Origin of the sequence: Streptomyces diastatochromogenes (genome assembly GCF_002242805.1) — a bacterium.
Classification (GTDB): Bacteria; Actinomycetota; Actinomycetes; order Streptomycetales; family Streptomycetaceae; genus Streptomyces; species Streptomyces diastatochromogenes.
This window is the reverse complement of record NZ_MCGQ01000013.1, coordinates 403800-417324: the sequence shown is the minus strand read 5'-3', so window position 1 is coordinate 417324 and position 13525 is coordinate 403800. Positions and strand designations below refer to the sequence as shown.

11 protein-coding genes and 2 pseudogenes are annotated in these 13525 nt (G+C 68.6%); 7 read left to right on the top strand and 6 right to left on the bottom strand.

Going from position 1 to position 13525, the window contains the following annotated elements; all coding sequences use genetic code 11:
- The first annotated feature begins 205 nt into the window (after nucleotides 1-205).
- The 7 genes from BEK98_RS16735 (at nucleotide 206) to BEK98_RS49030 (ending at nucleotide 7169) form a co-directional block, all read left to right on the top strand.
- Nucleotides 206-571: a hypothetical protein gene (locus tag BEK98_RS16735; protein ID WP_094217311.1), complete on the top strand. Its 366-nt coding sequence runs from the start codon at nucleotides 206-208 to the stop codon at nucleotides 569-571.
- Nucleotides 561-4880, top strand: coding sequence for a DUF6531 domain-containing protein (locus BEK98_RS16730; RefSeq protein ID WP_279635468.1), 4320 nt, complete (start codon nucleotides 561-563; stop codon nucleotides 4878-4880). The genes BEK98_RS16735 and BEK98_RS16730 overlap by 11 nt, the downstream gene beginning before the upstream one ends.
- Complete coding sequence (locus BEK98_RS16725) at nucleotides 4880-5347, top strand: hypothetical protein (protein ID WP_094217310.1); 468 nt, start codon at nucleotides 4880-4882, stop codon at nucleotides 5345-5347. The genes BEK98_RS16730 and BEK98_RS16725 overlap by 1 nt, the downstream gene beginning before the upstream one ends.
- 33 nt (nucleotides 5348-5380) lie before the next feature.
- Nucleotides 5381-5818 carry a hypothetical protein gene (locus tag BEK98_RS16720; RefSeq protein ID WP_094217309.1) on the top strand — a complete coding sequence of 146 codons (438 nt, stop codon included), beginning with the start codon at nucleotides 5381-5383 and terminating at the stop codon, nucleotides 5816-5818.
- A 503-nt stretch (nucleotides 5819-6321) separates the two neighbouring features.
- Nucleotides 6322-6528, top strand: a complete 207-nt coding sequence (locus BEK98_RS16715) for a hypothetical protein (RefSeq protein WP_094217308.1) — start codon at nucleotides 6322-6324, stop codon at nucleotides 6526-6528.
- Entirely contained in the window at nucleotides 6525-6986 is a 462-nt protein-coding gene (locus BEK98_RS16710) for a hypothetical protein (protein ID WP_094217307.1), read from the top strand. The genes BEK98_RS16715 and BEK98_RS16710 overlap by 4 nt, the downstream gene beginning before the upstream one ends.
- A 36-nt stretch (nucleotides 6987-7022) precedes the next feature.
- On the top strand, nucleotides 7023-7169 hold the full coding sequence (locus tag BEK98_RS49030; RefSeq protein ID WP_167444185.1) for a hypothetical protein: 147 nt from the start codon (nucleotides 7023-7025) through the stop codon (nucleotides 7167-7169).
- 442 nt (nucleotides 7170-7611) lie between these two features.
- Here the strand turns inward: BEK98_RS49030 and BEK98_RS16705 are convergent.
- The 6 genes and pseudogenes from BEK98_RS16705 to dhaL all read right to left on the bottom strand — a co-directional run.
- Nucleotides 7612-8100, bottom strand: a pseudogene (locus BEK98_RS16705) (tyrosine-type recombinase/integrase); the annotation flags it as partial.
- A gap of 326 nt (nucleotides 8101-8426) precedes the next feature.
- Nucleotides 8427-9074, bottom strand: a complete 648-nt coding sequence (locus BEK98_RS16700) for a hypothetical protein (RefSeq protein WP_143684123.1) — start codon at nucleotides 9072-9074, stop codon at nucleotides 8427-8429.
- Nucleotides 9075-9225: 151 nt separating this feature from the next.
- On the bottom strand, nucleotides 9226-9849 hold the full coding sequence (locus BEK98_RS16695; RefSeq protein WP_143684122.1) for a hypothetical protein: 624 nt from the start codon (nucleotides 9847-9849) through the stop codon (nucleotides 9226-9228).
- A gap of 967 nt (nucleotides 9850-10816) precedes the next feature.
- Nucleotides 10817-11098, bottom strand: a pseudogene (locus tag BEK98_RS16690) (dihydroxyacetone kinase subunit DhaK); the annotation flags it as partial.
- Nucleotides 11099-11115: 17 nt separating this feature from the next.
- On the bottom strand, nucleotides 11116-12801 hold the full coding sequence (locus tag BEK98_RS16685; protein ID WP_094217303.1) for a phosphoenolpyruvate--protein phosphotransferase: 1686 nt from the start codon (nucleotides 12799-12801) through the stop codon (nucleotides 11116-11118).
- Nucleotides 12798-13439 (bottom strand): dihydroxyacetone kinase subunit DhaL, encoded by a 642-nt coding sequence (dhaL, locus tag BEK98_RS16680; RefSeq protein ID WP_094217302.1) that lies wholly within the window; start codon nucleotides 13437-13439, stop codon nucleotides 12798-12800. Before dhaL ends, BEK98_RS16685 begins: the two co-directional genes overlap by 4 nt.
- Nucleotides 13440-13525 lie beyond the last annotated feature (86 nt).

The following is a 13525-nucleotide window of genomic DNA, read 5'->3' as shown; positions in this document are numbered from 1 at the left end:
GCGCCACGCGGGTGAGCGATGTAGCCGGGCATGACGATCACGAGGCGGATGCTGTCGCCCAGTCGGCCGAAGGCGACGAGCTCGACCGTCGAGGAGCACCCCACCGCCGACGCATTACCTGCACATGCCTTCAACATGACCTTTCCTTGATCACTCTCCCCTAGGGTCAGAAGCTGCAGCTGCGAACCGGGGGGAGACGACAGCGATGGGCGACGGCAAGGTCCCCGGCAAGGTGCTGGACATCAAAACCGCCGACATCAAGGCGGCGGCACCCGCCTTCCAGCAGGGGGCCATCGATCTGAGCAAGGCGCTGACCACTCTCATCCAGGCCCTGGACGGCCTGGGTGAGCCCTGGGGCCACGACGAACAGGGCGACAAGTTCGGCAACGCCTACAAGCCGCAGCAGAAGAAGATCGAGAGCGCGGCGGGCATCCTGGTGCTCGGGCTGACGAGCATTCACGAGGCCATGGTGGACATGGCCGACGGCACCGTGGACAACGACCAGCTCATCGCCGGCATGTTCACCGAAGTGAAGACCGACAAGCAGAGCGACGGTGCCGGTGAGCATTGAGGACAAGGCCCGGCACATCCTTCTCAAGCTGGGCATGTGGTGGCCCGAGGCCGACTCCGGCCAGCTGCGGGAGGCTGCAAAGGCCTGGCGCACCTTCGCCGGGGCCGTCGACGACGTCCGCTCCCCCGTGCACCGCAACGCGTCGTCGATCATCCACCACAACACCGGTGAGTCGATCGAGGCGTTCGACAAGTTCTGGGGCCGCTATGCCAAGGACCAGGACGGCGGCTGGCTCAGTGACCTCGCGAAGTCCTCACGGGAGATGGCCAAGGCACTCGACAAGTTCGCCGACGCCATCGACGACGCCATCAACAAGCTCTGGACGCAGATCGGTATCGACGCGGCCGTCATCGCGGGCGGAGTGACGCTCGCCTTCTTCACCGCAGGCCTCGCCTCTGGGGCGGCCGTCGCGGCGGCGGACGCGGTCATCGAGTTCGGTGCCACGATGGGCGTCGCCGTCACCACGACGGTGGCGGAGATCGCCGCGGGCACCCTCGTCGCCGCCGCGTTCGGCGGGGTCGAGTCGGTCGCCGTCGATCTCGCCATCGCCCAGCCGCTGAAGATGGCGACGGGGCTGCAGCACGGCTTCAGCCTGGACGAGGTCAACCAGGCCGCCAAGGACGGCATGATCTTCGGCGGCGCGCTGGGAGCGGGCGGCGGTCTGCTGAAGGCGAGCATGGAGGGCGGGCTCAGCGACACCACCCCGCTACTGCTGCGCCCGCCGTCGCTCCGTCCCGACCTGGTCGAGCTGGGCCCGGCGGCCCGCAACGCCGAGCGCACCCCGTGCGTGGGCGAGCCGATCGACGTGGCGACCGGCGCGATGCTGATGACACAGACCGATCTGACCCTGCCGGCCGCTCTCCCCTTCGAGTTCACACGCACGCACCTGTCGTCCTACCGGGGTGGCGTCTGTTTCGGCCCGACCTGGATATCCACACTCGACGAGTGCCTCCAGATCGACGGCGAGGGCGTCGTCTTCGCCGCGGCGGACGGCATGCGCCTGGTGTATCCGGTGCCCGAACCAGGCGTGCCGACCATGCCGGTGAAGGGCGCCCGGTGGCCCCTGGAGTGGGACGGCAAGCCGGACAGCGCGATGACGGTCACGGACCCGGCGACGGGCGTGGTCCGCACCTTCGCCGCGCCCGTTCCCTCACCCTCCTTCGGCGTGTTCCACCTGGCCCTCGACTCCTGGACGGACCGCAACGGCAACCGCATCGATGTCGAACGCGACGACGAGGGCATCCCGTTCGGCATCCGCCACTCGGGCGGCTACTACGTCGCCGTCGACACCCAGGGCCCCCGCATCACAGCCCTGCGCCTCCTGGACGAGCCACCCTCCCGCTACCGCCCCGGCACCGCGGCCGACGAGGGCACCGTCGTCATGCGCTACGGCTACGACCCGTCCGGCAACCTCACGGAGGTCATCAACTCCAGCGGCGAGCCCCTGCGCTTCACGTACGACACCGAGGGCCGCGTCACCCGCTGGACCGACCGCAACGGCACCTGGTTCTCCTATGTCTACGACGAGCGCGGCCGCGTGGTCCGCACCGAGGGCGTCGACGGCATCCTCTCCGGCGCCCTGACCTACGACGACACCGCCCGCACGACGACGTACACGGACTCCCTGGGCCGCGTTTCGGTGCACCGCTACAACGCCGAGGGCCAGGTCGAGGAGGAGACGGATCCGCTGGGGCACGTCACCCGAACCCGCTGGGACGAGTACGGCGCCCGGCCCGTCGCCGTCACCGACCCCCTGGGACGCACAACCCGGTACGCCTACGACGCCTCGGGCAACCTGACGGAACTCACCCTGCCGGACGGATCGGTCGCGCGGGCTGCGTGCAACGCGTTCGGGCAGCCGACGGAGGTGGTCGAGCCGGGTGGGGCGGTCTGGCGGCACACCTACGACGAGCGGGGCAGCCTCCTCACGACCGTCGACCCCACGGGGGCCGAGACCCGGTACACGCACGACGAGGCGGGCCGCCCGACAGCGATCACCGACGCCCTCGGCCACACTCGCACCATCGCGTACGACCCGGCCGGGCTGCCTGTTGCGACGACCGACGAGTTGGGCCACACCACGACGATCCGCCGGGACGCCTTCGGCCGGATCGTCGAGGTGACCGATCCGCTGGGCCACACCACCCGCCTGGGCTGGACCACCGAGGGCAAACCGGCGTGGCGCCAACACCCGGACGGAGCGCGCGAGTCATGGGCCTGGGACGCGGAAGGCAACCTCCTCGGCCACACCGACGCCGCTGGCAACACGACCCACCACACTCCAGGCCCCTACGACGTTCCTGCCACACGGACGGACCCGGATGGCGCCCGTTACGAGTTCGCCCACGACACCGAGCTCCGCCTGACCGGTGTCACAAACCCGGAGGGGCGCACCTGGTCGTACGTCTACGACGAGGCAGGCCGGCTGGCCGCGGAGACGGACTTCAACGGCCGCACGCTGACGTACGTCCATGACGCGGCCGGGCAGTTGGCCTCCCGGACCAATGGCGCCACGGAGACCCAGCACCTCACTCGGGACGCGGTGGGACGGGTCGTGGAGCAGCGGTCCGGGGCGGGCGCCGTCACGACGTTTGCATACGGTCCCGACGGCGGTCTCGCGCACGCCGCCAACGCCGACGCCGAGGTCGTACTGGAGCGGGACTTCTTGAGCCGCGTGCTGTCGGAGACGGTGAACGGCCGCACGACCACGCATGCCTACGACGCTCTCGGCCGCCGTGTCCGCCGGGTGACACCGTCCGGCCTGGCCTCGGAGTGGACGTACGACCCGGCGGGCCGCCCGCTCACCCTGCGCTCACCCGTGGGCGAACTGCACTTCGCCCACGATCCCGCGGGCCGCGAGACGGAGCGCCGCCTCGGTACGGAGGTGAGGCTGGCCCAGAGCTGGAACCCGCGGAACCTCCTGACCAGGCAGAGCCTGACCTCCGGCCCGGAGGCGGACGGCGTGGACCGCCTCCTCCAGCACCGCACCTACACACACCGCGCCGACGGCTACCTCACCGAGATCCGCGAGCTGACCTCGGGTACCCGGCGCTTCGACCTCGACGGCATGGGACGCGTCACCGGAGTGCGTGCCCACGGTTGGACCGAGACCTACGCCTACGACGCGGCGGGCAATCTGGCGGACGCCACCGCGCCCGCCCACGACGCGCCCGGCGAGCGAGAGTTCGACGGCACCCTCGTCCGCTCGGCGGGCGCAACCGCGTACGAGCACGACGCGCAGGGGCGCCTGGTCCGCAGAACCCGCAGGCTCCTGAACGGCCAGAGCCGTACGTGGACCTACGTCTGGAACGCCGAGGACCGTCTGGCGGAGGTGGTCACCCCGGACGGCGACCGCTGGCGCTACGCCTACGACCCGCTGGGCCGGCGCATCTCCAAGCAGCGGGTGGCCGAGGACGGCTCGGAACACGACCGCACAGAGTTCAGCTGGGACGACACGCTGCTGGCCGAGCGGACCGCACCGGATGGCCGCGTGCTGACCTGGGACTACAAGCCGGGAACCCCTCGCCCGGTGGCCCAGACCGACCACGAGCCGTCAGTCACGGAGTCGAACGGGTCGTTCCTGGCGCGCCTGGCAGAGGAGACGAACCCCGAGCGCTCGGCTCGCTTCCACGCCGTGATCACGGACCCCGTCGGTACCCCCATGGAACTGGTGTCCGGGTCCGGAGACCTGCTCTGGCAGCGCCGCACCACTCTGTGGGGCACCTGCTTCCCGGTCTCGGACGATGACGCCGGGCCCGTCGACTGCCCGTTGCGCTTCCCGGGGCAGTACGCCGACGACGAGACGGGGCTGCACTACAACCTGCACCGCTACTACGACCCCGGAACGGCCCGGTACATCAGCGCGGACCCGCTGGGGCTGGAGCCGGCGGACAATCACCACGGCTATGTGCGCACTCCGCTGACCTGGATCGATCCCCTCGGTCTTTCCCCCTGCAACTATGGCACCGACGACTTGTACCAGGCGGCCGCCGCCGTCAAGAAGGGCCAGCTGTCGCCGGCCGGCAGGGCTTTGCAGAAACACGGTGACCCAAGCCCTGGCAATCTGGCCAAGCGGGGTCAAGCTCATGTCGATATGTACAATTTCGGCAAGGTCACCAACAGTGAGCGGACCGAGATCGCCAATGAGATGATCCAGGACATACTCACCGACCCGAACGTGGTCGAGAAGGTCAACACCTCGGCGTCATCTCAATACGGCGGCATCACCCGGGACTTCAGGGTTCCCGGAGGCTGGGGCGCCCGATGGAGCTGGCGTGGGGGCCAGCTCACTTTCGAAGGATTCCTTTAATGGTTGGGCAGCACGAGGCCGAACCGGCCTACCGGGCAGAGGACTTCGTCGCAGACGGAGCACTGCGGGACGTCTGCGTCCTCGACACCACGATCGACGACTGGCGGCGCGTCTTCGACGGGCTGCGCGCGGTCCCGGGGCACCACGTCCTTACCTGGACGCTCTCCGGCATGACGGAGAGCGGCGCCTTGGACGCCTCTGCCGTGTGGTCCCGACTCGAGCAGGATCCGGAGGAATCGGCGAGCCTGGCCATCGACGTCGACGGTGTGTGGTTCACCTGCTACTTCTTCGACATCGAAGAGATCGAGTTCACCTTCGACCCCTCCGACGTGGTCGACAAAGCAGCCTTCGCACCCGTCCGCACCTTTGTGACCTGGCTGGGAACGGCGACGGGCCGGGAAGTCATCGTGACGATGGAAGGCACCGACCACGCTGCCATGCCTGCCCTGATCCGGTGGCGGCCGTGAGGTTCGTGAACCGGTAGGAAAGAGCTGCATACCGTGATCACTGTGCAGTTCACTGTACGGCCCGGCCAGGGCGACGCCAGCGGGTTCGACATGGGTGACATGGTCGTCGCCGGGAACTCAGGCACAGCCGACTCGGCCGGCCACGTCCCCGATCAGGGCATGATGATCTACCTTTCGGTCGTCCAGTTGCTGGACAGCCTGGGCGACTTTCTCCGGGGCAACGCCCGCGTGCTCAGCTTCACCGGCGCCGACACCTCCTTCAGTCTTGTCGTGCGACGGACCAAAGACGGCCTGTCGGTCGCTTGCAAGGACGGCGTCATCGCTCGGACGACAGTGCCGGAGCTCACCTCCGCCGTCCTGCGCGCGACGGAAGACCTGGGTCCCGCCCTCCCTCCGGAAGACCCGGTCGCATCCGACTGGGAAGCTGCCCTCGCCGCATTCCGTCCCCTCGTACCGAGCAGCAAGGGGTGAGTGCCGGCAGCCGGGACGACGAAGGCCAAGGAAAACGTAGTCACCAGCTACGGGCCCAGCCCTGCCAGACTCCCGAAGAGACCGCCCGCCTTCTCGGTCACATGGCCGACTGGCTGATCGACACCTTGCGTCGACTTCGGTGACGCCCCGGCTCAAAACCGCCCTCGGCATCGTGGGAAACCAGTGGTGGGACTACACCTGCTACTGGCCCGGATGCTGCAAGGGAGAGTCCCTTCCCGCTGGCGACCACCCCGAGAGCGTCACCGCCCAATGCGCGCCCACGGCTACACCTCCGCCCGCCCCAGCAGCGAGATAGCCGGAGCTCGCCGACGAGGCGCTCCGGCGTTACACGGCACTGCACGAGCGGGCGATCCGGAAGGCTCGCTGACGTTCTGCGGCTGGGAGCCGCCGATTCCCTCGCGCCGAGAGGTGCGGTGAGGGAAGGCGTTGACCTGGCTCCAGGACATCTTCTCCGTCAGCAACCACTTGGCGCCGACGTACCCGTGGGGACGTTCCGCAGCGACGGCTGGTTCAACAAGCACAGCCTCAAGGCCGAGGAGGTCGACGTTCAGCCGGGCGTGGAGAATGCCATCAAGGGCCGGGCCATCGACACGATGCGCAGGCTCGGGCGCATCGGCCCCAAGGGGACCGAGGACATCACCGGAGGCAAATGGAGGCGACCGCCTCTCGCCGCGGAAGGTTGCAGATGAAGTACGTCACGGCCGTCTGGGACGACGGCGGGTTCTTCGTGGATCCGAGGGCTTATCTGGCCGAACTCTCCAAGCTCCGCGACCAATTGCCAGCTGGGGCCTGGGCCTTCGCGTCCGATCCGGCGCATTACGCTTTGGGGCACGGCAACAGTCACTGTGTCAAGGATCTGGAGTTGTCCGGTATTCAGGTGGCCACCGACAAAAGCGGGGGGCTGACTCTGGAATTCGCTCCCAATCAGTGGAAGCACGACTCCGGGCTGCGCATCAGCTATTCAGGCGTGACGCACTTCTCCATCGACTATGAGCACTCCATCGGCTGGATGCTGGTCGACACCGTGCTCCTCGACGAGATCCTCCCGGACGAGGACGGCGGTTGCGTGCACGAGATCGCGCTCACCGACGCGTCGATCACCGTCCGCTGTGCGGACCTGCAAGCCGTATGGGGAGACGCGAGCTGAGCTCGGAAGCCTTCGACCGACACGGACGACCAGGGCGTGCTGGAAGGGGCACTCGAGCCGCTCCGCACCGACACGTGCGTGGTCCATGGCCTCGCCGACGAGGACACCGTCGAGATTGCCGAGGCACTGGCGCGAATCCGCATCACCCTGGACGGTACTCACCGGGAAGCACCGGGGGCCTGACGGCCATGCGGAGCACGCCTCGCCCGCCGACTGATGTCGTACGGCTCGACGCGTGGGGCCGACCTCACACGTCCACTGACGGGGCGATGCTTTGTCGCCCCCAAGAGGTGCGCGATGCTCACCGCTTCGTCGACCGCAGCTGACCTCAGCGGACTCCCCAGCCCCTCGTTTCCAAGGGTTCATGGAGGCCCTATGGGAACGTCATGGGAACGGAAGGCCGAGTAAAGGCGGGGAACGATCAGGCAAGGGCGGAAGGCTGCACCCCGCTGACCAGTAGGAACGGTGAAGCCGGGGAGAGATCATCACAAACAGGGGACGCCATAGGCCCTCTCCTGAAGCGGGTGTCGCAGGTTCGAATCCTGCCGGGGGCACCAGGCAAAAGGCCCCGGACCGAACATGGTCCGGGGCCTTTGACATCCAGTTCTGACATCAACACGGTCGGTCACTGACGACCGGGGCGCCTCTTCCTGAGCAGCCGGTCCATGTGGCTCATGGCTTCGCGCTGGGTGTCCTGGACTACGTGGGTGTAGACGTCCATGGTGATGCTGATCTGGGAGTGCCCGAGGATCTCCCTCACCACTCGGGGCGCGACTCCGGCCGCCGCGAGAAGGGTGGCCGTCCCGTGGAGGGCGTCGTGGAGCCGGATGACGCGGAGGCCGGCGGACCGCGCGACGCGGGTGAGGGATCGGTAGACGTTCCGGGGCTCGACCGGGCGGCCGGTGCGGGTCGTGAAGACGCAGTCGAACTCCTGCCACCTCTCCCCCGCCTTGGCGCGGGTGTCCGCCTGCCGCATCCGGTGCCAGCGCAGGGGCGCGATGCAAAGGGCAGGCAGCGGGACGGCGCGACGACGGCGGCTCTTCGGGGCGTCGTCGTACAGGACGCCACGGCGCCGCTGGGTCTGCTGCCGGACGTACAGGACGCGGTTTTCAAGGGCCCGCGCAAGGCGCGGGCTGGCCCCTTGGGCCGACCCCCACACGCCTTCGGCGCAGGGGCCGGCACCGGGATGGAGGGGGCGCCGTTCGCGACTGCGGGTCCGTAGAGGCGTGCGCGAGGTGCTCCCATCCCGTACACCATCGGCCCAGGCAGAGCCGAGCAGGCGTGGTTCATGGCGTACAGGATGGGAGCTGGGGTGAGTGGTGGGCAAGGCGAGTGTTTAGGGCGCGGCCTGAGAAACCGTTAGTGTCCTGCGCCGGAAGTTCCTAGGCAGTTCCGGCTGAGCCGCGGACGGTCAACGAGCCTGGTCGGCAGAGTGAATCCTCAGGCGTCGGGGTTCTTACCCGTGGCCGCCGTCTTGATCCGGTCGATCTGGACTTTGGCCAATGTCTGGTAGTCGGGCTGCCTGTCACCGCCCGGGCCTCTCAGACTGACGACGACGCCGCCAACACGCATGATCACATCGGTGTGGTCCGTGAGGGTGAACGCCTCAGTCTCCTCTGCATCGGTTGAGATCCGAGGGGGCTTCGATCCATCAACCGAGTACTTGCGGTCATGGGCGACGAAAGCCTTCATGGTCACCTTGGCATCATCCGGGCTTTGGAAGGCGTAGACGCGGATCTCCACCGAGTCCAGATTCTCGTCTTCTGGACTGATGGTCGACCTGCCGACGGTCGACAATCCGACACAGTCCGAGCTCGTGTTTTCCCGGCACACCTCCGTGACCTTGTCACTGTCGAAGAGGTCACCCCCTCCGCCCTGCCATCCCTTCGGAGCTGCGGCCTTGCTGATCAGCGCCCTGAGCACCATGTCAGGATCCAGCACGATCGGAGAGGTCTTCTTCGGGTCGCTGCCGCCGCCCTGGCCGCCATCGCTGCTTCCACACGCAGTCAATGCCGCCATCAGCACCACACCGAATGCGATCCCCCGTACTGCTTTGAACACTGTCAACCTCCGGCCTTCCTTGATCACCTGACGTGCAGGCAATCGTACTGATGCGTACCTGCCAACCCCGCGGATGCACCAGAGATCGGCTCCAGGCCATCGCCCGTCACTGCCACCACCAGCGGCGGCCCCCGCGCCCCTCCCCGGCATAGATCACGAGGTCGCGCTGGAGTACTAGTTAAGCCACCCGTACTTCTTCACGGATCGCCCCGACCACCGAGGCGAACGCATCGAGGTCCACATCCGCCGAGTCAACAGGACCCATGGCCTTAGCCACCTTCACCACAGTCGAAGCATCGGCCCACGTGCACGACGCCTCCATGGAGGTGTCATCTGAGGCAGGCATCTTCCTCTCCGCTACCCGGCATTGCAGTGGCTCCTTCGAGCCAGACGGAGTGATCACGCGAGGGCCGACGAGGACGTTCGGCCCCTCATCTCGCTTGTCCAACACCTTGACGAGTTCGTCGCGGGCAGTAACCGGACTGAGGACTGTGCCATAGACGCCGGTGACAGTGAGGACAAGACCGTTCTGTTTATTCGCAACGGTCGGGTCGTAGGCACCGAAGGCCGCTGTCGGATCTTGCACCTGGCCGGCCATGACTTCCGCCAGCGTGCGATCCGGATCGGCCGCGTCGTGATCACGCTTGTAACGGCCCTTCGCCACGGTGTCTGGCATGGTCAGCCGATAGTGTTCAGGCTTCCCTGCATCGGGGCTGTGCACAGAAGACCCCGGCTCCGACTTGCCGCATCCGAACAGCATCACCGACGCCGCCGCAAGCATGGCCCACCCCGTGCGGTTCACCAAGTCCCCTTGTCGCTACGCGAGTACAACCGTCACTGATCATGCAGACGATCACACTAGCGCGTACGGCGCTTCGGAGACGGTCGCTGAGTGTCGACTAGGCTCGCTTGCAGCTCAGGGGATTCGCGCCAGCCCAAAGGGCGGGACAACGGCATCTGTGCCCCCTGCGTGTCCGATCCAAGGGCACGAGGCGGGGAACAGCGGGGAGTCACAGCGACCGAGCCAGGAAGGTGCAGGTCCACCGCGTCCGCGCAAGCAAATGCCGATGCCGCCAAGCACATATGGTGCCACTGGCGTCGCTTTCGGGAAGTGGCCATCGGGTCGACGCTTGCGCGCAGCACCCCCACGACTACCCTCACTTACTCAGATTTCGGCATTAATCAGAATCCGGTCGGCTTTCATTGCCGTCGGCTGCAACCACGCGCAAGGCGGACAATAGGATCATGGTCTGGAATGCGTCAACCCGTGCAGCTGAACGCGTGCCCGGTGCGTGCCCGACCGGTTGGTAAGTCGCGGCCATCTACGGGCTCCCCCCCGCCCTGGACCAGAAACCGCGAACCACTACTGGGACCAGCACGGACAGATCACCGAGTACGCGCGCGACTACATGGGGCCAGGCCGCGTTCTGGCGGCGGAGTACGACCTTCAGTAGGCAGCCTCATCCACCCGGCTGCTTTGCCGCCCCAGTTACAGGTTTCTCTACCTCATCAGGCCCCGGCTGCGCTCCGCGCGGGCTGTGCCGACGCGCGCCCTGGAAAGGGTTGGCCGGCGACATGAGGTCGGAACACGTCGTGGCTGGGGCGGTCGGCTTTATGGCTTTAGGCAGCCACCATGGGGCGAGCCTCGAAGATCATGGCCCCAACGGCCATGATCACTCGCCCCATGGCAGCTCCCGCCCAAAGCCGCTACGCCACCCGCGCTGTACCGTGCACGCCGTGAGTGGAGAGACGAGTTCGGACTGAGGCCGCTCGACGGCCCGCGTGGCGGCGAGGATCTGGTCCGGTACGGGAGAGGTGAACACCTCACCGGGGCAGGCCGCATCGAGCATCCCGTACCCGACGAAGCCGCCGTGCAGCGGTTCGTGCCCGGATCCGCCTCCTGACACCAGGCCGGTCTTTCCAGGGGTCGGCCCGCCCGCGCGGGCGATGTAGCGGTCGGGTGTGTTGACCGTCAGCGACGGGTGCGCGGCGGCCACACCGACGAGGGCATCGGCAAGTACCTCATCGGGCGAGTTGATGAGCTTCTTCACGGTTCAGCCCCTTCTTCTCAGGGCAGCGACGGCCGGCAGCACTGCTCGACGAGTTGCCAGACCTCTTCGGGGGTTTCGCGAGTGAGGGCGACGGCGGCCAGGGAGGCACAGGTGTCGAGGCGGAGCCGGCGGATGCGGGCCCGGACCTCGTCGAGGGCGGCGGGACCGACCGAGAGACTGTCGCAGCCGATGCCGATGAGGAGAGGGGTCACGAGGGGGTGTGCGGCGGCGTCACCGCAGACGGAGACCTGACGATCGTGGCGGTGGGCGGCGGTGACGACGCGGGCGATGGCGTCGAGCACGGCGGGGTGCGCCGCCATCGCGGGTGTGGCGGTGGGGTCGCGCCGGTCCAGGCCCAGGATCTGACAGGTGAGGTCATTGCTGCCGATGGAGAAGAAGGAGGCTTCGCGGGCGAGTTCGTCGGCTACGGCGACCGCTTCGGGGAGTTCCACCATGATGCCCAGGGGTGGCACCGGTACGCCGGCTTCGGTGGCCGCCGCCTCAAGGAGGCGTCGGCAGGCGCGCAGTTCGTCGACGCTCGCGACCATGGGGATCATGATGCGCAGGTCGGTGTCGGCTCCGGCGCCGAGCAGGCTGCGGAACTGGTCGGCGAAGGCGTCCGGTTGGGCAAGCATGAGGGGGAGGCCGCGGCCGATCCGCGCGCCCTGGAGGCGGGCGAGGAACGGCGGCAGTTTGTCGTCGGCGAAGTCGAGCGTGCGAGCCGTGACGACCTGCCCGGCGAGAGCGCGCAGGACGGGGACGAGGGTGGCCGCGTGCTGAGCGCGGGTGGGCCAGGCGGGATGGTTGAGGAAGGGCAGCTCGGTGCGGAGCAGGCCGACACCCTCGGCGCCCGTGGTCACGGCCGCCCGCGCCTCGGCCGGGGTGGCCACGTTGGCCCGTAGCACGATGCGGTGCTGGTCGAGCGTCTCGGCGGGCAGGTGGCGCTCTTCGGCGAGGGCGAGCCTGCGAGCTCGGGCGGTCTCCATGGCTCGCAGGGCGCTGGTGCGTTCCTCGTCGTCGGGGTGGGCGACCGCGCCGGCCTGGTCGGCGTCGAGCAGGATCTCGTGCCCGTCCGGCAGTTCGAGCAGCTGGGGGTCGACGCCCAGGAGGAGCGGGATGCCCAGCGCGCGGGCGACGATCGCGGCGTGCGAATTCGGGCCGCCGGTCACGGAGATGGCTGCGGTCACCGTCAGGCCGGGTTCCAGCAGGTCGGCGGCCCCGATCTCGTGGGCGACCAGGACGAGCGGCTGGTCAGGGGTGGGGCCGGTCTCGCCGTGGAGGTGGGCCAGGACGCGGCGGCCGACCTGCCGGACGTCCGCGGCGCGTTCGGCGAGGGTGGGATCGTCCAGGGCGGCGATGGTGCCGGCGTAGGCGTCGATGGCCTGGCGGACGGCAACAGGTACCGGCTGACCGTCGTTCGCCCTCTTCACGGCCTGCTCGCGCAGATCCTGGTCCTGCGCGATGTAGCTGTTGACCTCCATGATGTCGGCCTGTTCGTCCTTGCCCTGTGCGCGCAGCGAGGTGGACAGGTCGAGCAGGCGGGCGGCGACGGCGTCGAAGGCGTCCGTGATCTGCTCCGTGGGGTCGCCACCGGCGCGGTGGGGCAGCGCGGTTCTGGTAGGTGGCCGGTCGGTGCGGTGGACGACGCCGAGGGCTATGCCGGGTGCGGCGACATGCCCGGTGTAGGTGCGACGGTCGGTCATCGGGCCCCCAGCGTCTCGGCCAGGGCGCGGAAGACCAGGGCGGTGGAGGTGGCGCCCGGGTCCTGGTGGCCGATGCTGCGGGCGCCGAGGTAGGAGGCGCGGCCTTTGCGGGCCTGCATCGGGGTGGTGGCGCGCATGCCCTCTTCGGCGGCGTCGGCGGCGGCCACGGTCGCGGCGGCCAAGTCGGCTCCTGCGTCGGCCTGCTGCTGGAAGGCGGTCAGTGCGGGGGCGTAGGCGTCGATCATGGTCTTGTCGCCGGGTGCGGCCGCACCGAGCTTCTGGATGCTCGCGAGGCCGGCAGCCAGTGCGGCGGCGACCTGCTGTGTGTCGGCGGTTGGGGTGTCCAGGGCTTTGCCGATGGCACGGAAGGCACCGCCGTAGAGCGGTCCGGAGGCGCCGCCGACGGTGGAGATGAGGGTGGTGCCGGTCTTGACGAGTACGGCACCGACGGTGTCCGGCTCGTAGTCGGCCAGGGCCGTGACGGCGGCGGAGAAGCCGCGGTGCATGTTGGTGCCGTGGTCGGCGTCGCCGATGGCCGAGTCGAGCTGGGTGAGGTGGTCCTTGTGCTGGTCCACGGCGGCTGCGATGGCCTGCACCCACGTGCGGGCGAGGTCGGTGTCCACGGAGTCTCCGTTCATGGTCGGTACGGGGCTGGTCGGCGGTTGGGTGAGCCGGGGGCGGGGGGGGAAGACGCGGGGGTGCGGCCCGGGCCGGCCGGCAGCGG

Bases quoted from the DNA above. Each gene is read 5' to 3' on its own strand.
- BEK98_RS16710 (WP_094217307.1), top strand. From the start codon at position 6,525: ATGAAGTACGTCACGGCCGTCTGGGACGACGGCGGGTTCTTCGTGGAT.
- BEK98_RS16735 (WP_094217311.1), top strand. From the start codon at position 206: ATGGGCGACGGCAAGGTCCCCGGCAAGGTGCTGGACATCAAAACCGCC.
- BEK98_RS16725 (WP_094217310.1), top strand. From the start codon at position 4,880: ATGGTTGGGCAGCACGAGGCCGAACCGGCCTACCGGGCAGAGGACTTC.
- dhaL (WP_094217302.1), bottom strand. From the start codon at position 13,439: ATGAACGGAGACTCCGTGGACACCGACCTCGCCCGCACGTGGGTGCAG.
- BEK98_RS16685 (WP_094217303.1), bottom strand. From the start codon at position 12,801: ATGACCGACCGTCGCACCTACACCGGGCATGTCGCCGCACCCGGCATA.